The organism is Amycolatopsis sp. DG1A-15b (assembly GCF_030285645.1).
Lineage (GTDB): Bacteria > Actinomycetota > Actinomycetes > Mycobacteriales > Pseudonocardiaceae > Amycolatopsis.
Map to the genome: position 1 here is coordinate 534,965 of NZ_CP127296.1, position 25,712 is coordinate 560,676.

Consider the following 25,712-nt stretch of genomic DNA (forward strand, 5'->3'; position numbering starts at 1 on the left):
ATGGCGCGCACGGACCGCCTCCGATCTGGGACGATTCAGGAATGGCCACACGACCCTCCGCCGACCACGTCCTCGCCGGTCGCCCCTTTCCGCTCGGAGCCCACCCCGAGGCCGGCGGGGTGCGGTTCGCGATCACGTCCGCCGTCGCGGACGCCGTCGAGCTGTGCCTGATCGACGCCGACGGGTCGGAACGCCGGATCGCGCTGACCGAGCGCACCTTCGGCGTCTGGCACGGCCTGGTGCCCGGGGTGACGCCGGGGCAGCGCTACGGCTACCGGGTCCACGGCCCGTACGACCCGGCCCGCGGCCTGCGGTGCAACCCGCACAAGCTGCTGCTCGACCCGTACGCCCGGCAGATCACCGGCGGCCTCACCGACCTGCGCGCCGCCCAGGGCTTCACCGGCGACCCGGAGCGCGGGCCGATGTCCACTGTGGATTCGCTGGGCAGCGTGCCGCTGTCGGTGGTCACCTCGCCGGGCGGCCCGGACACCGGGACGAAGCCGGAGGTCCCGTTCGAGGAGGCGGTGGTCTACGAGCTGCACGTCAAGGGGTTCACGCAGCAGCACCCGTTCATCCCGGAGGCGCTGCGCGGCACCTACCTCGGCCTGGCCCACCCGGTCGCGATCGAGTACCTGACCCGGCTCGGCGTCACGTCGGTGGAGCTGCTGCCGGTGCACTCGTTCCTCGACGAGCCGTCGCTGGTCCGCGCCGGGCGGCACAACTACTGGGGCTACTCGCCGCTCGGCTTCTTCGCCCCGCACGCCGCCTACGCCAGCGAACCGGGCCACGAGGCCGAGGAGTTCCGGCTGATGGTGGCCGCCCTGCACGCGGCCGGCATCGAAGTGATCCTCGACGTCGTGTTCAACCACACCTGCGAGGGCGGGCCGGACGGGCCGACGCTGAGCTTCCGCGGGCTGAACGCGCCGGTGTACTACCTGCACACCGAGCGCGGTCACATGGCCGACATCACCGGCTGCGGCAACACGCTCGAAGCCGGCTCGCCGACGGTGGTCCGGCTGGTCACCGACTCGCTGCGGTACTGGACGCAGGAGATGGGCGTCGACGGCTTCCGGTTCGACCTCGCCAGCACGCTCGGGCGGCCGCGGGGCGGCGCGTTCGACCCGGCGTCGACGCTGCTCACCGCGATCACCACCGACCCGGTGCTCTCGCGCTGCAAGCTGATCGCCGAGCCGTGGGACGCGACCGGCGAGGGCTACCGCGTCGGCGGCTTCGGCGCCCAGTGGGCGGAGTGGAACGGCCGCTACCGCGACACCGTGCGTGACTTCTGGCGCGGCGCGACCGGCGTCCGCGACCTCGCCTACCGGCTGTCCGGTTCGTCGGACCTGTACGACCACAACCTCCGGCGGCCGTGGCAGTCGATCAACTTCGTCACCGCGCACGACGGCTTCACGTTGCGGGACCTGGTGTCCTACAACGAAAAGCACAACGAGGCCAACGGCGAGGACAACCGCGACGGCACCAACGACAACCGCTCGTGGAACCACGGCGCCGAGGGCGGCGCGGCGGACCCGGCGATCCGGGACCTGCGGACCCGGCAGGCGCGCAACATGTTCGCCACGCTGCTGCTGTCCACCGGCACCCCGATGCTCACCATGGGCGACGAGTTCTGGCGGACCCAGCACGGCAACAACAACGCGTACTGCCTCGACGACGAGACGTCGTGGTTCGACTGGACACCGGACGACCCCGAGGCCGAGGCCATGCTCGCGTTCGCCCGCCGGGTCGTGCGGCTGCGCGCGAACAGCCCGGCGCTGCGGCAGCCGGAGTTCTTCGAAGGCCGGACGACGCCGACCGGCAAGCCGGACCTGGTCTGGTTCCGCCCGGACGGCGAGGAGTTCGGCGAAAGCGACTGGTTCGAGGACCGCCACACGCTCGGCATGTGGATCGACGGCTCGAACAGCCAGGCCCGCAACCGCGAGGGCGCGCTGGTGCCCGACCACTCGTGGCTGCTGTGGCTGCACGCGGGCGACGCGCCGGGCGAGGTCGTCCTGCCCGGGCGCGAGTACGGCGAGACGTTCAAGCCGACCCTCGACACGAGCACCGCGGACGGCAGCCCGGCGAACCCGGGCCCGCTCGAAGCCAAGAGCCGGCTGACGCTCCAGTCCCGCTCCCTCCTCCTGCTCCGCGCCCCCCGCCTGGCCGCCGAACCCCACCCCGAGCCCTACTGACCCGCACCCAGCCGGACGACTCGCGTACCCAGCCGGACGACACGCGTACCCAGCCGGACGACACGCGTACCCAGCCGGACGACACGGCGAGGGGCGAGCCCGGCGTCGTGTCGTCCATCGGCGTACGCGTGTCGTCCACTGGGGTACGCGAGTCGTCCCTTGGGGTACGGGTTTCGGCCGTTCGGGTTCCCGTGTCGTCCGGGCGGGCAGGCGGCCGCGGCGGCGTCCGGTCGTAACCTGCCGGACACGCGCGCGGAACTCGTTGCGCGGGAAGCGTTTCACCTGATCCAGTTTGGGTACAGGGATAGAGAACCCTGCCGTGTGGACGCTTGATCGAGTCAGGCAGACTGTCGCCGTCTGCGTCCAACCGACATATCGAAGGGCGTTGCCCATGACCGGCCGGCTCGGCATCGACGACGTCTCCCCCAGCGTGAGCTGTGGCCGGTATCCGGCCAAAGCCGTTGTGGGGGAACACATCCCGGTCTTCGCGACCGTCTGGCGCGAGGGCCATGACGCGGTCGCGGCCACGGTCGCGTGGCGCGGCCCGGACGACCGGCTCACGCGCCAGACGCGGATGGTGCCGCGCGGTCCCGACCACCCGGACGAGTTCGCCGCGGTGATCGCCCCGGACACCACCGGTCTCTGGACGTTCCGGATCGACGCGTGGGGCGACCCGTGGTCGACGTGGGAGCACAACGTCGAGGTGAAGGTCGCCGCCGGGCAGGGGCCCGAGGACCTGGCCAACGACATCGAGAACGGCGCCCGGCTGATCGAGCGCGTCTCCCGCCGCCCGGACCGCCGGGGGGAGAAGGCGCTGCTGATCGGCGCGGTGAAGGCCCTGCGCGACGAGGAGCGCAGTCTCGCCGAACGCGTCGGTCCCGCGCTCTCGCCCGAGGTCCGCCAGGTCATGCACGAGTTCCCGGTGCGGGAGCTGATCACCAAGGGCAAGCCGCACAAGGTGTGGGTGGACCGCCGCCGCGCCGCGTACGGCTCCTGGTACGAGCTGTTCCCCCGCTCGACCGGCGGCCTCGACGCCGAGGGCAAGCCGGTGCACGGCACCTTCGCCACCGCCGCGACCGCGCTCGACCGCGTCGCGAAAATGGGCTTCGACGTCGTCTACCTCCCGCCGGTTCACCCGATCGGGCGAGTCAACCGCAAGGGACCCAACAACACCCTCGACGCCAAGCCGGAAGACGTCGGTTCGCCGTGGGCGATCGGTGCCGACGAGGGCGGCCACGACGCCATCCACCCCGACCTCGGCACCTTCGACGACTTCGACGCCTTCGTGGCCCGCGCGGAAGAACTCGGCATGGAGGTGGCGCTCGACTTCGCGCTGCAGGCCGCGCCCGACCACCCGTGGGTGCTCAAGCACCCCGAGTTCTTCACGACCCGCCCGGACGGCTCGATCGCGTACGCGGAGAACCCGCCGAAGAAGTACCAGGACATCTACCCCATCAACTTCGACAACGACCCCAAGGCCGTCTACGAGGAGATGCTGCGGGTCATCACCGTCTGGATCGACCACGGGGTGAAGATCTTCCGGGTCGACAACCCGCACACCAAGCCGCCGGACTTCTGGGCCTGGCTGATCCAGTCGGTCAAGGACGCCCACCCGGACGTGCTGTTCCTGGCCGAGGCGTTCACCCGCCCGGCGCGCCTGTGGGGCCTGGCCCGGCTCGGCTTCACCCAGAGCTACACCTACTTCACCTGGCGCACCGGCAAGCAGGAGCTGATCGACTTCGCCATCGACCTGCGCGAACACTGGAACGAGGGCCGGCCGAACCTGTTCGTCAACACCCCGGACATCCTCCACGAGTCGCTGCAGCGCGGCGGCCCCGGCATGTTCGCGCTGCGGGCCGCGCTGGCGGCGACGATCTCGCCGACGTGGGGGGTCTACTCCGGCTACGAGCTGTTCGAGCACGTCCCGGTCCGCGAAGGCAGCGAGGAGTACCTCGACTCCGAGAAGTACCAGCTGCGCCCGCGCGACTTCGAGCGCGCGCTCGACGAAGGGCGTTCGCTGGAGCCGTGGCTGGCGAAGCTGAACGCCGTCCGCCGCGCGCACCCGGCGCTGCAGCAGATGCGCACCCTGCACTTCCACCACATCGACAACGACGCGCTGCTGGCCTACTCCAAACAGGACCCGGCCACCGGCGACACCGTGGTCACCGTCGTCACCCTCGACCCGTACGGGCCGCAGGAGGGCACGTTGTGGCTCGACACCGCGGCGCTCGGCTTCGAAGCGCACGAACGGCTGATCGCCCACGACGCGGTCACCGGCGACACCTGGGACTGGGGGCCGGCCAACTACGTCCGGCTCGAACCCTGGCGGGCGGTGGCACACGTGGTTTCGGTGAGACGCCGGCTGGCCGGCTGAGGTGGAAGGACAGGGACTCGAGGGACGAGGTGCAACACATGGCGGAAGAAGCCCGGCCCGACGCGGCGTTGGGGCTGGAAGGTGTGCCGCACACCGGTGAGGCGATGACCGCCGACGGCATGCTGGTCGAACCGCAGGCCGGGGACTTCCGGTCGGCGCAGCAGGCGCCGAGCAACCCGGAGTGGTTCAAGGGCGCGGTGTTCTACGAAGTGCTGGTGCGCGCGTTCGCCGACTCCAACGGCGACGGCACCGGCGACCTGCGCGGGCTGGCCGGGAGACTGGACTACCTGGCGTGGCTCGGCATCGACTGCCTGTGGCTGCCGCCGTTCTACGCCTCGCCGCTGCGCGACGGCGGGTACGACATCAGCGACTTCCGCGCGGTGCTGCCGGAGTTCGGCAGCGTCGAGGACTTCGTCTTCCTGCTCAACGAGGCACACCGCCGGGGCATCCGGGTGATCACCGACCTGGTGCTCAACCACACCTCGGACGCGCACCCGTGGTTCCAGCAGTCCCGCAGCGACCCCGACGGCCCGTACGGCGACTACTACGTGTGGAGCGACGACGACTCCCGCTACGCCGACGCGCGGATCATCTTCGTCGACACCGAGACGTCGAACTGGACCTACGACCCGGTGCGCGGCCAGTTCTACTGGCACCGGTTCTTCTCCCACCAGCCCGACCTGAACTTCGAGAACGTCGACGTCCAGAACGCGATGATCGACACCCTGCGGTTCTGGCTGGACCTGGGCATCGACGGGTTCCGCCTGGACGCCGTGCCGTACCTGTTCGAGCAGGAGGGCACCAACTGCGAGAACCTGCCGCGCACGCACGAGTTCCTCAAGCGCTGCCGCAAGGTCGTCGACGACGAGTACCCCGGCCGGATCCTGCTGGCCGAGGCGAACCAGTGGCCCTCGGACGTCGTCGAGTACTTCGGCGACCCGGCCGTCGGCGGCGACGAGTGCCACATGGCGTTCCACTTCCCGCTGATGCCGCGGATCTTCATGGCGGTGCGGCGCGAGTCCCGCTTCCCGATCTCGGAGATCATGGCCCAGACCCCGGAGATCCCCAGCGGCAGCCAGTGGGGCATCTTCCTGCGCAACCACGACGAGCTGACCCTCGAGATGGTCACCGACGACGAGCGCGACTACATGTACGCAGAGTACGCCAAGGACCCGCGGATGAAGGCCAACATCGGCATCCGCCGGAGGCTGGCCCCGCTGCTGGACAACGACCGCAACCAGCAGGAGCTGTTCACCGCGATGCTGCTGTCCCTCCCCGGTTCGCCCGTTCTGTACTACGGTGACGAGATCGGCATGGGAGACAACATCTGGCTCGGTGACCGCGACGCGGTGCGCACCCCCATGCAGTGGACCCCGGACCGCAACGCCGGGTTCTCCTCCTGCGACCCCGGCCGGATCTACCTGCCGGTGATCATGGACCCGGTGTACGGCTACCAAGGCCTGAACGTCGAGGCGCAGTCGAACAACGAAGCCTCGCTGCTGAACTGGACCCGGCGGATGATCGAGGTGCGCAAACAGCACCACGCGTTCGCCGAAGGCGAGTTCGTCGACCTCGGCGGGTCCAACCCCAGCGTGCTGGCCTACAAGCGCCAGTGGCGGCGCCCGGACGGCGGCGAAGACGTCGTGCTCTGTGTGAACAACCTGTCCCGGTTCCCGCAGCCGGTGGAGCTGGACCTGTCCGCGCACCGCGGGTGCACGCCGGTGGAGCTCACCGGCGGCGTGCGGTTCCCCAGCATCGGGGACCTGTCGTACCTGCTGACGCTGCCCGGGCACGGCTTCTACTGGTTCCAGCTGACGAGCCCGGGAGACGAAGGCGAAGCGAGGTGAGTCCCTTGTCCGACCCGCGCGAGCTGGTCGACGACCTGACCGAGGACCTGAAGCGCTGGCTGCCCGAACAGCGGTGGTTCGCCGGCAAGGACCGGCCGGTGACCGGCGTCCGGCCGCTCGGCGTGACCGAGCTGGTTTCCGGTGATCCGCAGCTGCTGCACGCCGTCGTCGAGGTCGTCCAGGACGACCGGCGCGAGCCCTACCAGCTGCTGGTGGGCCGGCGGACGCACCCGCCGGAGATCGCCTCGACCAGCTGGATCGGCGCCGTCGGCGACCTCAACGCCTACGAGGCGTCCGGCGACCTGGACGTCACCGGCGTGCTGCTGGACCTGATGGCCCGCGAGGAGCAGGTCGGTTCGCTGGTCTTCGAGCACGAGCCCGGCGTGGAGCTGGAGACCGGCCTGCGCGCCCGGCCGATCACGTCGGAGCAGAGCAACACGTCCCTGGTCTACGGCGGGCAGTACATCCTCAAGCTGTTCCGGAAGCTGACGCCGGGCAAGAACAAGGACCTGCTGCTGCACCGCGCGCTGCAGGGCGTCGGCAGCAAGCACATCGCACCGGTGCTCGGGTCGATCACCGGCGACCTGGACGGCGAGCCGACCACGGTCGGCATGCTCCAGCAGTTCGTGTCGGACGCGGTCGACGGCTGGGCGATGGCCACCACCAGCGTCCGCGACCTGATGGCCGCACCCGAACTGCATCCCGAGGAGGTCGGCGGCGACTTCGCCGGCGAGGCCGAGCGGCTCGGGCGCGCCGTCGCCGAGGTGCACGCGGACCTCGCCGAGGCGCTCGGCACCGAGCCGGTCGACGCCGACGAGCTCGAGCGCTCGACGAAAGCGATGCTCGCCCGGCTCGACACGATCGCCGGGCGGGTACCCGAGCTGGCCGCGCACGCCCCGAAGCTGCGGGCGGCGTTCGAGGGGCTGCGCACGCTGCCCGCGGGCTCGGTGACCATGCAGTACATCCACGGCGACCTGCACCTCGGGCAGGTGCTGCGGACCGTCGGCGGCTGGCTGCTGATCGACTTCGAGGGCGAGCCCGCGGCCCCGGTCGAGGAACGCCACGCGCTGAGGTCGCCGTTGCGCGACGTCGCGGGCATGCTGAGGTCGTTCGACTACGCGGCCCAGCAGATGCTGGTCGGCCAGCCGGACGAGCCGGTGCTGGCCGAGCGCGCCCACGAGTGGTCGGAGCGCAACCGGGCGGCGTTCTGCGAGGGCTACGCCGCGATCGCGGCGGACCCTCGGGAGCAGGGCGAGCTGCTGCGCGCCTTCGAACTGGACAAGGCGGTCTACGAAGTGGGTTACGAGCACGCGAACCGGCCGGACTGGCTGGGTGTGCCGCTCGCCTCGATCGCCCGGATCACTAGCGGAGGGACGACACCGTGAACGCGGCTCCCGAAGGCCTCCCGGCCGCGGCCCCGCCGGCCGCGGACATCGACCGGCTGCTCGCCGGTTCCCACCACGACCCGCACTCGGTGCTGGGCGTGCACGCGGTGGGCAAGGGCTTCGCGGCCCGGGCGCTGCTGCCCGGCGCGAAAGCCGTCACGCTGTGCGCGGGCGGGCAGAAGTACCCGATGGAACCGGTGATCGACGCGCTGTTCGCCGTCGCCGTGCCCGAACACCCCGGCGACTACCGGCTGGAAGTCGAGTACGACGGGCACACCGCCACTTCCGACGACCCGTACCGCTGGCTGCCCACGGTGGGCGAGCTGGACCGGCACCTGATCGGCGAGGGCCGCCACGAGCGGCTCTGGGAGGCGCTGGGCGCGCACGTCCGGTCCTACGAGACGTCGAACGGCGTCGTCGAGGGGACGTCGTTCGCGGTCTGGGCGCCGAACGCGCGCGGCATCCGCGTGATCGGCGACTTCAACGGCTGGGACGGGCGCGGGCACCCGATGCGCTCGCTCGGCTCGTCCGGGGTCTGGGAGCTGTTCGTGCCCGGCGTCGGTGTGGGCACCTGCTACAAGTTCCGGATCCTGGGTGCCGACGGCAACTGGCACGAAAAGGCCGACCCGATGGCGTTCGGCACGGAGCAGCCGCCGGCGACGGCCTCGGTCGTGACCAGCTCGACGTACCTGTGGGAAGACGACGAGTGGGTCGCGAAGCGGGAGGCGACCCAGTGGGCCGCGGCGCCGATGAGCGTCTACGAGGTCCACCTCGGTTCGTGGCGGCCGGGCCTTGACTACCGGGAGCTGGCCGACCAGCTGGGCGACTACCTCGTCGAAACCGGTTTCACGCACGTGGAGCTGCTGCCGGTGTCGGAGCACCCGTTCGGTGGCTCGTGGGGCTACCAGGTGACGTCGTACTACGCGCCGACGTCCCGCTTCGGCTCGCCGGACGACTTCCGCTACTTCGTCGACCGCCTGCACCAGCGGGGGATCGGCGTGCTCGTGGACTGGGTGCCCGCGCACTTCCCGAAGGACAGCTGGGCGCTGGCGAAGTTCGACGGCACCGCGCTCTACGAGCACGCGGACCCGCGCCGCGGCGAGCAGCCCGACTGGGGCACGCTCGTGTTCGACTTCGGCCGCAACGAGGTCCGCAACTTCCTGGTCGCCAACGCGCTGTACTGGATCGAGGAGTTCCACCTCGACGGCCTGCGCGTCGACGCGGTGGCGTCGATGCTCTACCTCGACTACTCCCGCAAGGAAGGGGAGTGGCTGCCCAACCAGTACGGCGGCCGCGAGAACCTGGACGCGGTGCGGTTCCTGCAGGAGCTGAACGCGACTGTCTACAAGCGACACCCGGGTATCGTGATGGTGGCGGAGGAGTCGACGGCCTGGCCGGGCGTCACGCGCCCGACGCACCTCGGCGGCCTCGGGTTCGGCTTCAAGTGGAACATGGGCTGGATGCACGACACGCTCCGGTACCTCTCGCACGAGCCGATCCACCGCGCCTACCACCACAACGAGATGACGTTCTCGCTCGTGTACGCGTGGAGCGAGAACTTCGTGCTGCCGCTGTCGCACGACGAAGTGGTGCACGGCAAGGGATCCCTGTGGGGCCGGATGCCGGGCGACGCCTGGAACAAGGCGGCCGGCCTGCGCTCGCTGCTGGCGTTCATGTGGGCGCACCCGGGCAAGCAGCTGCTGTTCATGGGCGGCGAGTTCGGCCAGCCGGGGGAGTGGTCGGAGTCGAAGTCGCTGGACTGGCACCTGCTGGACGAGCCGCTGCACCTCGGGGTGTGGGAGCTGCTGCGGTCGCTGAACACGGTGTACCGGTCGTCGCCGGCGTTGTACAGCCAGGACACCTCGCCGGACGGCTTCCGCTGGATCGACGCGAACGACTCGAGCGGCAACGTGCTGAGCTTCCTCCGCATCGGTGCCGACGGCTCGCGGCTGGCCTGCGTGGCCAACTTCGCGGGCGTCCCGCACCACGACTACCGGGTGGGACTGCCGGCGGCGGGTCGCTGGCGGGAGGTCGTCAACACCGACGCCGAGGCGTACGGCGGCTCCGGGGTCGGCAACCTGGGCACGGTGGAGGCGACGGAGGACCCGTGGCACGGCCAGCCGGCCTCCGCGGTCCTCCAGCTCCCCCCGGCCGGCGTCCTCTGGCTGGCCGAGGAGACGCCGGAGACCCCCGAACTCCCGTGATCCCAGGGTCGACACGCGTGATCAGGAGGTCGACACGCGTGATTGAAGGGTCGACACAATGACCGGCACCGTGTCGACCCCCTGATCACGCGAGTCGACTCTCCAATCACGTGTGCTGACCATTCAATCACGCGAAAAGCTCTCTGCCGGGGCGGCCCGGCGGGCTTACCATCGGGGGATGGGCGGCTCCGGCGGCGTCCTGGCGAACCTGATCCTCTTCGCCGTGGTGTGCATCGCTCCCACGGTGCTGTTCTGGTGCGCGCTGCGCGTCCCCAAGCTGGTCGGCTGGCTCCGGGCGAAGCGCGCGAAGCCGCAACCGCAGGGGCCGCCGATCGAACGCGTCGCCGCGGACCTGCGGCGGGTGCACCGGCTGCTCGTGGACTACCCGTCCGGGACCCCGGCGGCCCGGCGGTTCGGGACGCGGCAGGCGTACGACGAGCTCCTCACCCAGGCGTGCCGCCAGGTCGGCGTCCCGCACCGGCTCGGGGAGCTGCCCGAGGGGATGGACCGCGAGATCGAACGGCTGCGCGTCGAGCAGTCGCTGCGGGAGCGCGGGCTGGCCGTGCCCTGAGCCGCAACGGGAAAACCCCGCCACCGGAGCCGGTGGCGGGGTTTCCGTTGTCCCGTGAGAAGACTCAGTCCAGGTAGTCCCGCAGGACCTGGGACCGCGACGGGTGACGCAGCTTCGACATCGTCTTCGACTCGATCTGCCGGATGCGCTCACGGGTCACCCCGTACACCTGGCCGATCTCGTCGAGCGTGCGCGGCTGGCCGTCCGTGAGGCCGAAGCGCAGCCGGACCACGCCCGCCTCGCGCTCGGACAGCGTCTGCAGCACCGACTGGAGCTGGTCCTGCAGCAGCGTGAACGACACCGCGTCGACCGCGACGACCGCTTCGGAGTCCTCGATGAAGTCGCCGAGCTGGCTGTCGCCCTCGTCGCCGATCGTCTGGTCGAGCGAGATCGGCTCACGCGCGTACTGCTGGATCTCCAGGACCTTCTCCGGGGAGATGTCCATTTCCTTCGCGAGCTCTTCCGGGGTCGGCTCGCGGCCGAGGTCCTGGAGCAGTTCGCGCTGGATGCGGCCCAGCTTGTTGATGACCTCGACCATGTGCACCGGGATGCGGATGGTGCGCGCCTGGTCGGCCATCGCGCGGGTGATCGCCTGGCGGATCCACCACGTGGCGTACGTCGAGAACTTGTAGCCCTTGGTGTAGTCGAACTTCTCCACCGCGCGGATCAGGCCGAGGTTGCCCTCCTGGATCAGGTCCAGGAACGCCATGCCGCGGCCGGTGTAGCGCTTGGCCAGCGAGACCACGAGCCGGAGGTTCGCCTCGAGCAGGTGGTTCTTGGCGCGCTCGCCGTCACGCACGATCCACTTGAGATCGCGGCGCATCTGGGTGACGAGCTTCTCGCCCTCCTCCTCGGCGGTGCGCACGCGCTCGGCGGCGTAGAGCCCGGCCTCGATCCGCTTGGCCAGCTCCACCTCCTCCTCGGCGTTCAGCAGCGCGACCTTGCCGATCTGCTTGAGGTAGGCACGCACGGAGTCGGCGGACGCGGTGAGCTCGGCGTCCTTGCGCGCCTGGCGCAGCGCCTCGGACTCCTCCTCGTCCCACACGAAGTCCGGGTTGTCGCTCTTGGCCGCGGCCTTGTCCGCCGCGACACCGCGACGGCGCTGCGCCGGGGTCTCCTCGTCGGACTCCTCGTCGTCATCGTCGTCGTCGGCCGAGTCGGCGTCCGGCTCGTCGGCGACCGTCTCGTCGACGACGTCGACCTCGACCTCTTCCAGGTCCGACAGGTCGGGCGTGCCCAGTTCGTCGTCCTCGAGGACTTCGGGGCCGTCCGGCTCGCCGTCTTCGGTCTTGGCGCCCTTGGTCACGGCCTTCTTCGCCGGAGCCTTCTTGGCCGGAGCCTTCTTGGCGGTGGTGGTCTTGCGGGCCGCCGGCTTCGCCGTCCCGGTGGCTGCCTCTTCGGCCGGCTCGCCGGCTGCGGTCGCTGTCTTCGTCCCGCCTCGGGTTGCGGTTCTTGCGGCTGCCACTTACGCCCTTTCGCAGCGGTCGATCACGACGAGCAACGGCCTGGGGCCATTGCTGCCTCACATTCGGGGATCACGCCTCGGCCTGCGGTTTTGACCTCCGCAGCCGTGGGCCGTGTTCCATTGTAACGACGGTACGCGCATGCGGTGCGAAGCGATCACCCTCAGAGCCGAATCAGTGCTGGATGCCCTCCGCCGCGGCGGCCGCGGCGCCGACGATCCCGGCGTTGTTCTGCAGGCTCGCCACCAGCACCGGAGTGCGGATGTCCAGCAGCGGCACCCATTTCTCGGCCTTCTTGCTGACCCCGCCGCCGACGATGAACAGGTCGGGCCAGATCAGGTTCTCCAGCACGGTCAGGTAACGGTGCACGCGCTTGGCCCATTCGGGGTAGGAGAGCCCCTCGTTGTCCTTCACCGAAGCGGCCGCGCGCTTCTCGGCGTCGTGGCCGTCGATCTCGAGGTGGCCGAATTCGGTGTTGGGGACGAGCTTGCCGTCCTGGAAGACCGCGCTGCCGATGCCGGTGCCGAAGGTGAGCAGCGCCGTCACGCCCGTGCGCGCGACCGGGTCGCCGAAGCGGATCTCCGCCATGCCCGCCGCGTCGGCGTCGTTCAGCATCGCGACCTGGTCGACGCTCCGGCCGAGCCGCTTGGCGAACAGCGCGTCGGCGTCGGTGCCGATCCACTGCTTGTCGATGTTGGCCGCGGTGTGCGCGACGCCCTTCTTGACGACCGCCGGCAGCGTCACGCCGACCGGGCCGTCCCAGCCCGCCTGCGTGACGATGTCGTGCACGACGTCCGCCACCGCCGACGGCGTGGACGGCTTCGGCGTCTCGATCCGGATGCGGTCGCCGATGAGCTGTCCCTTGTCCAGGTCGACCAAGGCGCCCTTGATCCCGCTGCCGCCGATGTCGATGCCGAAACCTCGGCGGGTCGCCTCCACCACGGACGTGGTCCCTTCTCGCACGATTCAGAAGCCTGCCTCGGAGACTTTAACCGGATGTGGTGACATGTCGGACGTGGGAGTTGACGAGTCGTTGCTGAAAAGCGTCGCGGTGCAGGTCGCGACGGAAGCCGCCGCCCTGGTCCGCGAGGCCTGGGAAGGCATGGCGGCGGGCCGGGCGGTGGCCGTGGGCACCAAGTCCGGGGCCACCGACGTGGTGACCGCGGTGGACCACGAGTCCGAACGCCTGGTGCGCGCGCGGCTGGCCGAACTGCGCCCGGGGGAGCCGGTGCTGGGCGAGGAAGGCGGCGGCGCCGCGGGCGACGGCGTGACGTGGGTGGTCGACCCGATCGACGGGACGGTCAACTTCCTCTACGGGCTGCCGTGGTTCGCGGTGTCGGTGGCCGCGCAGGTCGGCGGCGTGTCGGTGGCCGGAGCGGTGGCCGAGCCGGCGAGCGGCCGCGTCTGGTCGGCGGCCCGCGGGCAGGGCGCGTTCCTGGACGGGCGGCGGCTGGCGGTGTCGGCGCCGTCGAGCCTGGAAGTGACGCTGGTCGGAACCGGTTTCGCGTATTCGCGGGAGCGGCGGACGCGGCAGTCGCGGTTCGCGGCGGAGCTGCTGGGGCGGGTGCGGGACATCCGCCGCAACGGCGCGGCGTCGCTGGACCTGTGCGCGGTGGCGGCGGGCTGGCTGGACGCCTACGTCGAGCACGGGCTCAACCGCTGGGACTGGGCGGCGGGGGCGCTGATCGCGGCGGAGGCGGGCGCGCAGGTGTCCGTCCCGGGCGCGGCACCGGAGCTGGGCGCGGACGCGACGTACGCGGCGGCCCCGTCGATCGCGGACCCGCTGCGGAAGGTGCTGGCGGACTGCGGCGCGGCGGAGGTCTGAGCGGGTCCCCGCCGGCCGGACGGCCGGGACGGCGCAGGGTCAGCAGGCCGCGTCGCGGGCCGAGGCCAGCAGCGTCTGGTCGACGACCGGGGCCGGCGCGCCCGCGGACTGCTCGTTGCCGCCGCCGCCCTGGTGGGCCTTCGACCAGTCGGCGAGCTGGGTGATGATCCGGCGGGCTTCGGCGTTGGGCCGGAGGTCGCCGAACAGCGTGCCCGTGACCACGTCGACGCTCGCGTCCTTGCGGTTGTCCTGGACCAGCTCGGCGCACGGCACGACGAGGCTGAGCGTCCGGGCCGCGGTGACGCCGTTTTCGCCGAAGCGGATCTGACCGCGGCACTTGGCCTCGCGGTTCTCGTACGCCGGGTCGTTGGCCGGGTCGGCGGCGCCGGTGAAGCCGAGCTCGCGCAGCGCCGTGGTGGTGATGCCACCCTGGCCGCGGCTGCCCGAGGCGTTGAGGACCCGGTAGGCGACCTTGTCCGGCGGGATGGGGGCGCGGTCGTCGAGCGCGTTGTGGGGCAGGCTGCTGAACGTCACGCCCGGTGGCGGGCTGGCCGGCGGGTCGCACTTGACGGCCTCGTCGACGTCGCCCTTGCCGATCGCGGCGTGCACCCAGACGACGATCGCGCCCACGGCGAGCACGCCGATGACGATCAGCGCCGGCAGCGGCTTGTGCTTGCGATACGGCCGCGTCCCACGGTCCCCGATGCCGTTCCCCGACGCCACCTGCCCGTCCCTTCCCGAACACCGAAACGACCGTGCGTACCGGGCACCGTCGAGGCCGTTCAGCCTAGGCGCTGCGACCGACGCACGTGGTCCCGGGTCACCCGGTGGGTTCCCGTGCTCTTGCCTGCGGTACCGGGCCCCAGCCGGACCGATCCCCGTGCAGCGATCGCACCACGGCGGGGCCGGCCGGGGCAAGCGGACACCGGCCGCGCGTGAAGTTCTCCACCCCCGCGCAACCCGAACGGACGACAACGCGTCTTACCTGCGGGTTCCCCCTGTCGGGTGACGATTCCCCGGCAATGTCTGACTCGTTGCAGAACCCGCGGAGCGGTGAGCTACCCTTCCCGGGCTCCGGCCGCAGGAAGAGGCGCAAAAAGAAGAGACCTCGGTCACTTCGGCCGTCGGGCACAAACGAGGGCCCTGGAACGTTGACCAGCGGCACGGCGGACTCACGGGCGCATCCGGGAGTCCGGGAAAACGACTACACAAGCTGATCGCAGGGGTGAGGGACACATGGCTACCGACTACGACGCTCCGCGCCGCAGCGAAGCCGACGAGCTGGCCGAAGACTCGTTGGAGGAGCTCAAGGCCCGGCGGAACGAGAACCAGTCCGGCGTCGTCGACGTCGACGAGGACGCGACCGCCGAGAACTTCGAGCTGCCGGGTGCCGACCTTTCCGGGCTTTCCGGTGAGGACATGACCGTGAAGGTGGTGCCGAAGCAGGCGGACGAGTTCACCTGCTCCGTGTGCTTCCTGGTGCACCACCGCAGCCGGCTGGCCGAGGACAACGGCGGACGCCTGATCTGCCGCGACTGCGCCTGACGGCACGGGGATCTCGGACAGGGTTTCAGGGGACGAACAGACGCGACGGAGAGCCTCGAGGGAGACCGGGGAAGGCTCGAAGCGCGCTGGGGACAAGGGGGCCGGCCGGCAGGCCGGCCCCCTTCCATGTCCAGAGGGGGCGTGTTCAGGCGCCCTTGAGCAGCTCGGCGACGCGTTCGGGGTGCCGGGTGCTGAACAGCCAGTACGGCGTCGGGTCGTTCACGTCCGTCAGCCGGACCTTGACCACCGGGCCGACCCAGCCGCGGTGCAGCACGTAGGCGGCCGGGTCGCCGTCGCGCCCCAGGGCCTTGCGCTTGGCTTCCTTGTCGAAGATCTCCACCTCGCCGGCGTAGCGCAGCGGCAGGTGCGCGTCGCCGACCCACAGCTCCGGCTCGTCACCGCCGGTGATCCGGACCTTCGACCGGCCCAGCGACAGCAGCAGCGCCACGACGACCGGCAGCGCGATCACGTACGGCAGCCACGCCCGGATCCCGGGGTACCCGAGGTCGATCTCGGCGGCGAGCAGGATCGCTCCCAGCACCGGTAGCGGCCAGCCCCACCACGGGACGTACAGCCGTTCGGAGTGCCGCACGGCGGCGTTCGCGGCCGTCTTCGCTGATTCACCCACGGGTAGAGAGTAATCTCGCCGCCCGTGTCCAGCGTTCAGGTACTCCTCTCCCGGCTCGACCCGGATGTCCCGCTGCCCGCCTACGCCCGACCGGGCGACGCGGGCGCCGATCTCGTCACCACCTCGGATATCGTGCTCGGACCCGGGGAACGCGGCGTCGTCGGCACCGGCGTCGCGATCGCGCTCCCGCCCGGGTACGCGGGGTTCGTCCACCCGCGGTCCGGCCTGGCGGCCCGGGCCGGCCTCTCGGTCGTGAACACCCCGGGAACGATCGACTCGGGCTACCGCGGGGAGATCAAGGTCTGCCTGATCAACCACGACCCGGTGCACCCGGTGAAGCTCGCGCGCGGCGACCGGATCGCCCAGCTGGTCGTGCAACGGGTCGAACACGCCGAATTCGTCGAGGTCGCCGAGCTCGACGCCACCGAACGGGGCGACGGAGGCTACGGCTCCACGGGCGGACACGCCACACTGGGAGCAGACGCGCTCGCCGCGAGCGCCGTGGCTGGGGAAGGAACGGAGAAGTAGTGGGGATTTTCGGACGCAAGCGGCGGACCGAGGGCGAGTCCGCCGGACGGCACGCCGCGCCCGAGGCCGACGACACTTTCGAGGACGAGGCGTACGACGACGAGGACGGGCCGGAGCTGTCGGACGTCTCCGACGGCCCGTTCGACGTGGCCGACTTCGACGACGACGGCATCCCGCGGATCGACCTCGGCTCGGTGAAGGTGCCGGTGCCCGACGGTTCCCAGGTTCAGGTCGAGATGGACCCGGAGGCCGGTGGCGTGCGCGCCGTGCACGTCGTCACCGAGCAGGGCCAGATCACGGTCAGCGCGTACGCCGCGCCGCGCTCGGGCGGGCTGTGGCGGGAGGTCAGCAGCGAACTGGCCGACCAGCTGCGGGCCGACGGCGCCAAGGTCACCCTCGGCCGCGGTGTCTGGGGCCTGGAGATTTCGGCCATCATCGGCGACGTCGCCCTGCGCTTCGTCGGCGTCGACCGGCCCCGCTGGATGCTGCGCGGCGTCATCGCCGGGCCGCAGTCGGAGGCCGCGGGGGCCGTCGAGGTGCTGCGCGAGATCGTCCGGCGGACCATCGTCGACCGCGGTGACGCGCCGATGCCGGTCCGGACCCCGCTGACCATCACGCTGCCAGAGGCGGTCGCCGAGCACATCGCGGCCCAGCAGCAGCAAGGCTGACGTCGTCGCGCCGAAGGCCGCCACCGGACGCCGGTGGCGGCCTTCGGCGCTTCAGGAACCCAGTGCCTTCAGGAACGCGAGGACGGTCGCCCTGCCGAGCGCCTCGCGGTCCGCGCCCAGCGCCGTGAGCGTCGTCTCGCCGAGGGCCGCGCGGGGGAGCGCGCTCGCCCACGCCGCCGCGACTTTCGTCGGGTGCACCGGGTCGTCGGTGCACGTGCCGATCCCGGCCGGGACGGGCAGCGCCGCGAGGTCGCCGAGCGAGGGCGCCGGACGGCCGGCGGCGACGCGCAGGCTGTCCGCCAGCCCGTCGCCGTGCCGCCGCCACGCCCGGTCCAGCTCCGCCCGCAGCCAGCCCGGGCTGCCCTCGGTCTGCGCCAGTGCCGCGCCGACGCCGGAACCGGCCACCAGATCCGCCGTCAGCGTCGCGGCCAGCGATGCGGGTGCCTGGCCCGGAACGTCGTTCCAGGCCGGGAGCGCGGCCAGCAGGCCCCCGCAACGGCCCGGGTGGCGCACCGCCCACTCCGCGGCGAGGTGGGCGCCGAACGAAATGCCGCCGACGAGGAGTTCGCCGTGTTCGTCCGCCAGCGCGTCCAGCGTCGCCAGGTAGCCCTCGGCGAGCGCCGCGCCCGGCGGCGGGGGCGGCGCGATGAGCGGGACACCGAGGGCGCGCAGGGGGCCTTCGAAGACGGCCCGGACGAACACCTCGTCCGAGCCGGTACCGGGCAGGAGCACCGCGGCGGGAACTCTGATTGCGGACGTCACGTTGCGATCTTTGCGCAAAGGCGTTTCCCTGGCGGGGACCGCAGTACGCTGGAATCGCACGGGCCGCAAGCAAATTGTCGCCGGCCCCGGAGCACAGGAGCACCTATGCCCGCCAAAGACGGCGGCTACTTCAGCCGGTTGGTACGCAAGCTGACCAGCGACGTCGAGGAACTCGACGCCGACGAGATGTCGATGAGGTCCGGCGCCGAAGGGGCGCAGCGGGCCTGTGACTGCCGCTCCGGCGAAGAGGTCACCGTGATGGGGCGGCTCCGCAGCGTCGAGCTCTGCCCGACCAACGAGGCCGCCACGCTGGAGGCCGAGCTGTTCGACGGAACACAGGGCGTGACGCTAATCTGGCTCGGCCGCCGCCGGATCCCGGGCATCGAGCCTGGCCGGACGATCAAGGTGCGCGGACGGATGGCCGAGCGCAACGGCCAGAAGGTGCTGTACAACCCCTATTACGAGCTCCAGAGCCCAGTGAGTTGATCACCCATCGTGACTGAACCCGCCCCGAGCGAGAAGAAGACCGACGGCGACGAGCCGCAGCCGACCCTGCTCGAGCAGATGGGCGGCGTGTCCGGCCTGATCTACTCGTCGGTGCCGGTGATCGTCTTCGTGCTGGCGAACTCGTTCTTCGGCCTGACCGCGGCCATCTGGACCTCGATCGGCAGTGCCGTGGCCATCACGGTGCTGCGGCTGGTCCGCAAGGAGCCCCTGCAGCCGGCGATCTCGGGCTTCTTCGGCGTCGCGATCGCGGCGTTCATCGCCTACCGCACGGGGTCGGCGAAGGGTTTCTTCCTGTTCGGCATCTACGCGAGCCTGGTCTACTGCGGCATCTTCGTGCTGTCGGTGGTGGTGCGCTGGCCGATCGCGGGCGTGGTCTGGAACATGCTCAACGGCACCGGCCAGGCGTGGCGCAAGGACAAGCCGTCCCGCTACGGCTACGACGTCGCGACCCTGGCGATGGCGGCGATCTTCGCGGCCCGCTTCGTGGTGCAGCGGTGGCTCTACCAGGAGGACTACACCGGCTGGCTGGCCTTCGCGAAGATCGCGATGGGCTACCCGCTGTACGCGCTGGGCCTGCTGGTGGTCGTGTGGGCGGTCCGCCGGTCGGACAAGCGCCTGAAGGCCATGGCCGAGGAGGAGCCCGCACCGGAGACGGACGCGGAGGTCGAAGCCCGGCTGCGCGAGAAGTACGCAACTCCGGAAGCCTGACCCGCGGGGGCGCCCCCGTTTTCGACGCTACCGGCAGGCACCGACAGTTTCGCCGTGTCGTCCCCCCGATCACGCGTGTCGACCCCTCAATCACGGGTGTCGGCCCTCCGATCACGCGTCCGGAGTTGTCCCGGTCGCCCACCGCCGAGCCAGGTCGCGAAAAAGGCCCCCGGCGAACCCGGCGAGGGCCTTTCCCGTCGCTCTCAGTACCCGAGGGCCGTCCGGATCTCCGGCTCCACGTCCGCGGTCGCCACGAACAGCAGCTCGTCGCCCGGCTCCAGCGGGTCCTCCGGCTGGGGCACGATCACCCGGTCGCCGCGCAGGATCGTCACCAGAGCCGCGTCCCGGGGCAGCGTCAGGTCGCTCACCGGCTTCCCGGCCAGCGGTGTCTCCGCCGGCAGCGTCAGCTCGACCAGGTTCGCGTTGCTCTGGCGGAACGTCATGAGCCGCACGAGGTCGCCGACGCTGACCGCCTCCTCGACCATCGCCGCCAGCATCCGGGGGGTCGAGACCGCCACGTCGACGCCCCAGGCGTCGGTGAACAGCCACTCGTTGGCCGGGTTGTTCACCCGGGCCACCACGCGCCGCACCGCGAACTCCGTCTTGGCCAGCAGCGACACCACCAGGTTCGCCTTGTCGTCGCCGGTCGCGGCGATGACGACGTCGCACTGCTCGATCCCGGACTCCTCCAGGGTCGACACCTCGCAGGCGTCGCCGAGCACCCAGTCGGCCTGCTCGACCGCGTGCGGCTCGAACTGGTCGGCCTCGCGCTCGATCAGCATCACCTGGTGCCTGCCGTCGATCAGCTCGGCGGCGATGGAGCGGCCGACCGCCCCGGCGCCGGCAATCGCGACCCTCATGCCTCGTCCTCCGGTTCGCGGTGGGCCACACTGGTCACGTCGGTGACGGTGCCGGATCGCGCGGCCACCCACACGACGTCGTCGGCCTGCAGCACGGTCTTGGTGTCGGGCAGCACCGCGGTGCCGAAGCGCATGATGAACGCCACCCGCGCGCCGGTCGCCTCCTGCAGGGACCGCACCGAGTGCCCGACCCAGCCCTCGTGCAGCGGCAGCTGCAGCAGCGCGACGTTGCCCGACGGGTCGCGCCACTCCGACGCCACGCCGTCCGGCAGCAGGCTGCGCAGGAACCGGTCGGTGGTCCACGGCACGGTCGCCACCGTCGGGATGCCCAGCCGCTCGTACACGGCCGCGCGCTTGTGGTCGTAGATCCGCGCGACGACGTGCTCGATGCCGAAGTTCTCGCGCGCGACCCTGGCCGAGATGATGTTGGAATTGTCCCCGCTGGACACCGCCGCGAACGCGCCGGCTCGCTCGATGCCGGCCTCGATCAGCACCCGGCGGTCGAAGCCGACGCCGACGACCTGCTGGCCGTGGAAGTCGCTGCCGAGCCGGCGGAACGCCTGCTGGTTCTTGTCGATGACGGCCACCTCGTGGCCGAGCCGCTCCAGCGCAGCGGCCAGGGACGCGCCGACCCGGCCGCATCCCATGATCACCACGTGCACGCCCTGCCTCCTCCTCGGCGGTTACCCGTCCGTTGCCACCCCTACCTACCAGCGCCGAACCTACCGTGCCCCCCGCCCGTTACGCTTCCGTGGTGTCGAAGTTCCCGACCGTGCTGAAACGCCTGGTCCTCGGACGTCCGTTCCGCAGTGACCGGCTGGCTCACACGCTCCTCCCCAAGCGCATCGCGCTGCCGATCTTCGCGTCGGACGCGCTCTCGAGCGTTGCCTACGCCCCGGAAGAGATCTTCCTGACGCTGAGCGTCGCCGGGCTGTCCGCGTACGCGCTGGCGCCGTGGATCGGCATCATGGTCGCCCTGGTCATGCTGGTGGTCGTCGCCTCCTACCGGCAGAACGTGCACGCCTACCCGAGCGGTGGCGGCGACTACGAGGTCGCCAACACGAACCTGGGCGGCCGGTTCGGCCTGACGGTGGCCAGCGCCCTGCTGGTCGACTACGTGCTGACGGTCGCGGTGTCCACTTCGTCCGGTGTGGCCAACATCGGTTCGGCCGTCCCGTGGGTCGCCCAGCACAAGGTGCTCGCGTCGATCGTCATCGTCGTGGTGCTGACGTCGCTGAACCTGCGCGGCATCCGCGAGTCGGGGAAGGCCTTCGCAATCCCGACATACGGGTTCATCATCGGCATCATGGTCATGGTCGTGTGGGGCCTGGTGCAGGCGGCCACCGGCACCGAGGTGAAGGCGGAGAGCGCCGGGTTCACCCTGACCGCCGAAGGCACTTTCGCGGGTGTCGGGTACGCGTTCCTGGTGCTGCGGGCGTTCTCCTCCGGCGCGGCGGCGCTGACCGGGGTGGAGGCGATCAGCAACGGCGTCCCGGCGTTCCAGAAGCCGAAGTCGAAGAACGCGGCCACCACGCTGCTGATGATGGGCGTGCTCGCGGTCACCATGCTGGTCGGCATCATCACGCTGGCCACGATCACCGACGTCAAGTTCGCCGAGGACCCGGCGCGGCAGCTCGAGGGCGCCCCCGCCGGCTACGAGCAGAAGACGATCGTCGCGCAGATCGCGCACGCGGTGTTCGCCGACTTCCCGCCGGCGTTCTACTACATCTCCTTCTCCACCGGCATCATCCTGCTGCTGGCCGCGAACACCGCGTTCAACGGTTTCCCGGTGCTGGGCTCGATCCTGGCGCAGGACCGGTACCTGCCGCGGCAGCTGCACACGCGCGGCGACCGGCTGGCGTTCTCCAACGGGATCCTGTTCCTTTCGGCCTTCGCGCTGGTGCTGATCATCGCGTTCGACGCCGAGGTGACCCGGCTCATCCAGCTCTACATCGTGGGCGTGTTCGTGTCGTTCACGGTGAGCCAGGCGGGCATGATCCGGCACTGGAACCGGTTGCTGGCCAGGGAAACCGACCCGGGCGCGCGGCGCCGGATGCGGCGCTCGCAGACGGTCAACGCCATCGGCCTGACGATGACCGCGACGGTCCTGGTGATCGTGCTCATCACCAAGTTCCTGCTCGGCGCGTGGATCGCGATCGCCGCGATGGTGGCCATCTACGTGCTGATGACGGCGATCCGGCGGCACTACGACCGCGTCGCCGACGAGCTGAAGGACCTCGGCGACACCCCGACCGTGCTGCCCTCGCGCAACCACGCGATCGTGCTGGTGTCCAAGCTGCACCGGCCGACGCTGCGCGCGCTGGCCTACGCGAAGGCGATGCGCCCGGACGTGCTCGAGGCCGTGACGGTCAATGTGGACGATGCGGACACCCGCCGGTTGACCGCCGAGTGGGACGCGCACAACTTCAAGGTGCCGCTCAAGGTCGTCGAATCGCCCTACCGCGAGATCACGAAGCCCGTTCTCGACTACGTGAAGCGCGTGCGCGGGGACAACCCGCGCAACGTGGTCACCGTGTTCATCCCGGAGTACGTGGTCGGGCACTGGTGGGAACAGGTGCTGCACAACCAGAGCGCGCTGCGGCTCAAGGGCCGCCTGCTGTTCCAGTCCGGCGTGATCGTGGCGAGCGTGCCGTGGCAGCTGGAGTCCTCGGCCAAGGCGGCCGCGCGCGTCCGCAACGAGCGTCCGGCGGCCGGCGACGTCCGCCGCGGCTTCTCGCCCAACGGCAAACCCATCGCCACCCCGAAGCCCAAGGAGCCCGCCGAATGACCAGCTGGCTGGGCCGGGTCCTCGAGGTCGAGGTCGGCGCGGTGGCGCACGGCGGCCACTGCGTGGCGCGCGCCGACGGCCGCGTGGTGTTCGTCCGGCACGCGCTGCCGGGCGAACAGGTCCGCGTCGAGGTCACCGAGGACAACGGCGGCTCGTTCTGCCGCGGGGACGCCGTCGAGGTGCTCAGCCCGTCCCCGCACCGGGTCACGCCGCCGTGCCCGCTGGCCGTGCCGGGCGGCTGCGGCGGCTGCGACTGGCAGCACGCCGACCCCGGTTACCAGCGGTCGCTGAAGGCGGCGGTGGTGGCGGAACAGCTGCAGCGGCTGGCGGGCATCGAACGCGAGGTCGTCGTCGAGGCGCTCGACGGCGGGCCCCTGGACTGGCGCAGCCGCGTCCGGCTGGTCGCCGGGCACGACGGGCGCGCGGGGCTGCGCGCCCACCACAGCCACCGGGTGGTGGCCCTGGACGACTGCCCGATCGCCGTCCCGGGCGAGCTCGACGACGTCCTGGCGCGGCGCTGGCGGCCGGGCAGCGAGCTGGAGGTCACCCAGGACGGTGACGGCGGGCTGCACGTCCGCGAGCTGTCGACCGTGCGCGGCAAGGTCCGGGCGCGGCAGCTGAGCGGCGGGGTCGCGGTCCAGCACGCGGCGGGCCGCGACTGGCGCCTGGACGCGCACGGGTTCTGGCAGGTCCACCCGGCGGCGGCGTCGACGCTGGCCGCGGTCGTGGCGGAGTGGGCGGAGGCGCCGGCGGGCGGCTCGGCCTGGGACCTCTACGCCGGGGTCGGGCTGTTCGCGTCGGTGCTGGCGGCCCAAGTCGGGACGGCGGGCCGGGTGCTGGCGGTCGAGTCCGGCCGGCGCGCGGTCGCCGACGGCGAGCGCAACCTCGCGGACCTGCCCCAGGTTTCGTGGCAGGCCGGGCGCGTCGAGCACGTGCTGGCGTCGGCGCCCAAGCCGGTCGACGTCGTGGTGCTGGACCCGCCGCGCAAGGGCGCGGGCAAGGCGGTCGTGGAGACCATCGTGGCGGGTGCCCCGGACCGGATCGTCTACGTGGCCTGTGATCCGGCGGCACTGGCGCGCGATGTGGCGACCTTCGTGGCCCACGGGTATTCGCTGACGGACCTGCGGGCCTTCGACGCGTTCCCGATGACCCACCACGTGGAGTGCGTGGCGCTGCTGTCCTGACGCGCTCTGCCCTTTCAAAACTGTCGGTGGTGGTCGGCACACTGTGTGCCATGACCGCTCTCGACGACTTCGACCTCGCAGCTTCGACGGTGACCCGCCTGGTCACCGCGGTCCGCGCCGACCAGTGGGCGCTCCCGACGGCGTGCGCGGACTGGGACGTCCGCGCGGTGGTGAACCACCTCGCGCACGGCAACGCGAAAGTGGCCTTCTGGGCGGGCACGGGCCCACCGGCCCCGGACGGCGACTACCTGGGTGCCGCGCCGGTCGAGGCGTTCGCCGCGTCGGTCTCGGCGGCTCGTGCGGTGCTGGCCGCGCCGGGGCTGTTTTCGCGGCAGGTGACGACGCCGCTCGGAGAAGTACCCGGGGTGTTCCTGGTGCACATGAGGGTGAACGAGTACCTCGCCCACGGCTGGGACATCGCGGACGCGACGGGGCAGCCGACGGACCTGGCGCCCGAGCTGGCGGCCCGGGCCCTGGAGCAGTGGCGATCCCGGTTCGGTGCAACGCCGCGGCAGCCGGGCGGCCCGTTCGGACCGGAGATCCCCCCGCCCCCGCACCCGACGGCGGCCGACGAGCTGGCGGCGTTCCTGGGCCGGAAGGCGGTGAGCGGCTAGGAGGTGGCGATATCGGGGAGGACCGGCTTCGGCAGGCTGGGCGGTCCGCGGTCAGGCGTCCTCGGGTGCGGGCCCGTGGCCGCTCGGCGGAACGGGTGAGTTCGGCGGTCGCCGGGCACTACGGCCTGTCGGTGCGCCGCCTGTGCCGCGGTCGCGGCATGGCTGCTCACGTTGCCCGGCGGCGCGACCGTCGCATGCAGCGCGCCCGACCGGACGAGCGGGCCACCGTGAGTGCTGCGGCCTGTCGGTGCGCTGCACGTGCGGCGGATGTGGCAGGGCCGCTCACGTTGCCCGGCGGCGCGACCGGCGCATGCGGCCGTGAGTGTTGCGGCCCATCGGTGCGCTGCATGTGCCGCGGTCGCGGCATGGCCGCTCACCTCGCCCGGCGGGCCGCGACCGCTGCATGCCGCCCGCCTGACCGCCCGGGTGGACGAGCGGCTGGCCGTGAGTGCTGCGGCCCATCGATGTGCCGTACGTGCCGCGGATGCGGCATGGCGGCTCACCTTGTCCAGCGGGCCGCGGCCGCCGCATGCAGCCCACCCGGTTGGACGAGCGACCCGCCGTGAGCGCTGCGGCGACCTCAGCCTGCCCGGCGCACCGCAAAGGCCGCCGCGAGACCGGTCGCCGTCATCGCCACGCCCGAAACCAGCAGCACCCATGCCCCGGCCCCCGGGACCACCCTGGCCGCCGGCTGGAGGCGCGTCACTCCCGGCAGCGTCACCACCAGGTGCCGCAGGATCACCCCCGTCACCACCAGCCCCGGCAGGCACGCCATCGCCAGCGGTTCGTCCTGGTGGCGGGCGAACGTGAGGTACGCCAGCGTCACCGCGATCAGCACCGCCGCCGCGCACACCAGGCGCAGGCTCAGGTCCAGCTCCGGGTCGGGCGTTCCGGGCGGCAGCACCCCCGGGTAGTCGGCCGTCCGCAGCGTCAGCCCGGCGAGCACGCCCAGCGCCGCCGCCCCCACCACGACGGCCCGCGGGCCCCGGAGCCGCTTCCACGGTCGCCTCTGGTCCACTCCGGCCTCCCTGCCTCGCGGTGGAGGCAGCATAAGGCGCGGGC

At 71.5% G+C, this 25,712-nt stretch carries 23 protein-coding genes; 15 read left to right on the top strand and 8 right to left on the bottom strand.

Annotated elements, in window-relative coordinates; all coding sequences use genetic code 11:
* The first annotated feature begins 41 nt into the window (after positions 1-41).
* The 6 genes from glgX to QRY02_RS02520 all read left to right on the top strand — a co-directional run bounded on the left by glgX (position 42) and on the right by QRY02_RS02520 (position 10,570).
* The gene (glgX, locus tag QRY02_RS02495) at positions 42-2,189 is read left to right on the top strand and encodes a glycogen debranching protein GlgX (RefSeq protein ID WP_285989870.1); all 2,148 of its coding nucleotides are present in this window, start codon (positions 42-44) and stop codon (positions 2,187-2,189) included.
* A 391-nt stretch (positions 2,190-2,580) separates the two neighbouring features.
* Complete coding sequence (locus QRY02_RS02500) at positions 2,581-4,563, top strand: maltotransferase domain-containing protein (protein WP_285989871.1); 1,983 nt, start codon at positions 2,581-2,583, stop codon at positions 4,561-4,563.
* Positions 4,564-4,601: 38 nt separating this feature from the next.
* The gene (treS, locus tag QRY02_RS02505; protein ID WP_285989872.1) at positions 4,602-6,410 is read left to right on the top strand and encodes a maltose alpha-D-glucosyltransferase; all 1,809 of its coding nucleotides are present in this window, start codon (positions 4,602-4,604) and stop codon (positions 6,408-6,410) included.
* Positions 6,411-6,415: 5 nt separating this feature from the next.
* Positions 6,416-7,795 (top strand): maltokinase N-terminal cap-like domain-containing protein, encoded by a 1,380-nt coding sequence (locus QRY02_RS02510; RefSeq protein ID WP_285989873.1) that lies wholly within the window; start codon positions 6,416-6,418, stop codon positions 7,793-7,795.
* The gene (gene glgB / locus QRY02_RS02515) at positions 7,792-9,999 is read left to right on the top strand and encodes a 1,4-alpha-glucan branching protein GlgB (RefSeq protein WP_285989874.1); all 2,208 of its coding nucleotides are present in this window, start codon (positions 7,792-7,794) and stop codon (positions 9,997-9,999) included. The genes QRY02_RS02510 and glgB overlap by 4 nt, the downstream gene beginning before the upstream one ends.
* A gap of 178 nt (positions 10,000-10,177) precedes the next feature.
* The gene (locus QRY02_RS02520) at positions 10,178-10,570 is read left to right on the top strand and encodes a hypothetical protein (protein ID WP_285989875.1); all 393 of its coding nucleotides are present in this window, start codon (positions 10,178-10,180) and stop codon (positions 10,568-10,570) included.
* A gap of 64 nt (positions 10,571-10,634) precedes the next feature.
* On the opposite strand, the gene QRY02_RS02525 is transcribed toward QRY02_RS02520, so the two are convergent.
* Positions 10,635-12,035: an RNA polymerase sigma factor gene (locus QRY02_RS02525; protein ID WP_285989876.1), complete on the bottom strand. Its 1,401-nt coding sequence runs from the start codon at positions 12,033-12,035 to the stop codon at positions 10,635-10,637.
* A 172-nt stretch (positions 12,036-12,207) separates the two neighbouring features.
* Positions 12,208-12,975, bottom strand: a complete 768-nt coding sequence (gene ppgK / locus QRY02_RS02530) for a polyphosphate--glucose phosphotransferase (RefSeq protein WP_387052336.1) — start codon at positions 12,973-12,975, stop codon at positions 12,208-12,210.
* A 64-nt stretch (positions 12,976-13,039) separates the two neighbouring features.
* On the opposite strand from ppgK, the gene QRY02_RS02535 reads away from it, so the two are divergent.
* Positions 13,040-13,858, top strand: a complete 819-nt coding sequence (locus QRY02_RS02535) for an inositol monophosphatase family protein (protein ID WP_285989877.1) — start codon at positions 13,040-13,042, stop codon at positions 13,856-13,858.
* A gap of 39 nt (positions 13,859-13,897) precedes the next feature.
* On the opposite strand, the gene cei is transcribed toward QRY02_RS02535, so the two are convergent.
* Positions 13,898-14,581 carry an envelope integrity protein Cei gene (gene cei / locus QRY02_RS02540; protein ID WP_285989878.1) on the bottom strand — a complete coding sequence of 228 codons (684 nt, stop codon included), beginning with the start codon at positions 14,579-14,581 and terminating at the stop codon, positions 13,898-13,900.
* A gap of 513 nt (positions 14,582-15,094) precedes the next feature.
* On the opposite strand from cei, the gene QRY02_RS02545 reads away from it, so the two are divergent.
* Positions 15,095-15,403: a DUF4193 domain-containing protein gene (locus tag QRY02_RS02545; RefSeq protein WP_013224476.1), complete on the top strand. Its 309-nt coding sequence runs from the start codon at positions 15,095-15,097 to the stop codon at positions 15,401-15,403.
* Positions 15,404-15,548: 145 nt separating this feature from the next.
* On the opposite strand, the gene QRY02_RS02550 is transcribed toward QRY02_RS02545, so the two are convergent.
* The gene (locus QRY02_RS02550) at positions 15,549-16,031 is read right to left on the bottom strand and encodes a DUF3093 domain-containing protein (RefSeq protein ID WP_285989879.1); all 483 of its coding nucleotides are present in this window, start codon (positions 16,029-16,031) and stop codon (positions 15,549-15,551) included.
* Between the two features lie 24 nt (positions 16,032-16,055).
* Between QRY02_RS02550 and dut the strand changes: the two genes are divergently transcribed.
* Both dut and QRY02_RS02560 read left to right on the top strand, forming a co-directional pair.
* Entirely contained in the window at positions 16,056-16,559 is a 504-nt protein-coding gene (gene dut / locus QRY02_RS02555; RefSeq protein WP_285989880.1) for a dUTP diphosphatase, read from the top strand.
* Positions 16,559-17,227 (top strand): DUF3710 domain-containing protein, encoded by a 669-nt coding sequence (locus tag QRY02_RS02560; RefSeq protein WP_285989881.1) that lies wholly within the window; start codon positions 16,559-16,561, stop codon positions 17,225-17,227. Before dut ends, QRY02_RS02560 begins: the two co-directional genes overlap by 1 nt.
* Before the next feature lie 51 nt (positions 17,228-17,278).
* Here the strand turns inward: QRY02_RS02560 and QRY02_RS02565 are convergent, their stop codons facing one another.
* Complete coding sequence (locus QRY02_RS02565; protein ID WP_285993744.1) at positions 17,279-17,959, bottom strand: alpha/beta fold hydrolase; 681 nt, start codon at positions 17,957-17,959, stop codon at positions 17,279-17,281.
* 135 nt (positions 17,960-18,094) lie between these two features.
* Here QRY02_RS02565 and QRY02_RS02570 point away from each other — a divergent pair, with 135 nt between their 5' ends.
* Positions 18,095-18,475 carry an OB-fold nucleic acid binding domain-containing protein gene (locus QRY02_RS02570; RefSeq protein WP_285989882.1) on the top strand — a complete coding sequence of 127 codons (381 nt, stop codon included), beginning with the start codon at positions 18,095-18,097 and terminating at the stop codon, positions 18,473-18,475.
* 9 nt (positions 18,476-18,484) lie between these two features.
* Positions 18,485-19,204 (top strand): DUF3159 domain-containing protein, encoded by a 720-nt coding sequence (locus QRY02_RS02575; RefSeq protein ID WP_285989883.1) that lies wholly within the window; start codon positions 18,485-18,487, stop codon positions 19,202-19,204.
* 203 nt (positions 19,205-19,407) lie between these two features.
* On the opposite strand, the gene QRY02_RS02580 is transcribed toward QRY02_RS02575, so the two are convergent.
* Both QRY02_RS02580 and QRY02_RS02585 read right to left on the bottom strand, forming a co-directional pair.
* A complete protein-coding gene (locus tag QRY02_RS02580) occupies positions 19,408-20,064 on the bottom strand; it encodes a potassium channel family protein (protein ID WP_285989884.1) in 657 nt (218 codons plus the stop codon).
* Positions 20,061-20,726: a potassium channel family protein gene (locus QRY02_RS02585; RefSeq protein ID WP_387049405.1), complete on the bottom strand. Its 666-nt coding sequence runs from the start codon at positions 20,724-20,726 to the stop codon at positions 20,061-20,063. The genes QRY02_RS02580 and QRY02_RS02585 overlap by 4 nt, the downstream gene beginning before the upstream one ends.
* Positions 20,727-20,818: 92 nt before the next feature.
* Here QRY02_RS02585 and QRY02_RS02590 point away from each other — a divergent pair, with 92 nt between their 5' ends.
* Genes QRY02_RS02590 through QRY02_RS02600 form a run of 3 tightly spaced genes read left to right on the top strand, consistent with a single transcriptional unit; the run spans position 20,819 to position 24,650 of the window.
* Positions 20,819-22,852 carry an APC family permease gene (locus tag QRY02_RS02590; protein ID WP_285989885.1) on the top strand — a complete coding sequence of 678 codons (2,034 nt, stop codon included), beginning with the start codon at positions 20,819-20,821 and terminating at the stop codon, positions 22,850-22,852.
* Positions 22,849-24,036 carry a class I SAM-dependent RNA methyltransferase gene (locus tag QRY02_RS02595; RefSeq protein ID WP_285989886.1) on the top strand — a complete coding sequence of 396 codons (1,188 nt, stop codon included), beginning with the start codon at positions 22,849-22,851 and terminating at the stop codon, positions 24,034-24,036. Before QRY02_RS02590 ends, QRY02_RS02595 begins: the two co-directional genes overlap by 4 nt.
* Before the next feature lie 50 nt (positions 24,037-24,086).
* A complete protein-coding gene (locus QRY02_RS02600) occupies positions 24,087-24,650 on the top strand; it encodes a TIGR03086 family metal-binding protein (protein WP_285989887.1) in 564 nt (187 codons plus the stop codon).
* Between the two features lie 580 nt (positions 24,651-25,230).
* On the opposite strand, the gene QRY02_RS02605 is transcribed toward QRY02_RS02600, so the two are convergent.
* Positions 25,231-25,668 carry a hypothetical protein gene (locus tag QRY02_RS02605; protein ID WP_103339507.1) on the bottom strand — a complete coding sequence of 146 codons (438 nt, stop codon included), beginning with the start codon at positions 25,666-25,668 and terminating at the stop codon, positions 25,231-25,233.
* Positions 25,669-25,712 lie beyond the last annotated feature (44 nt).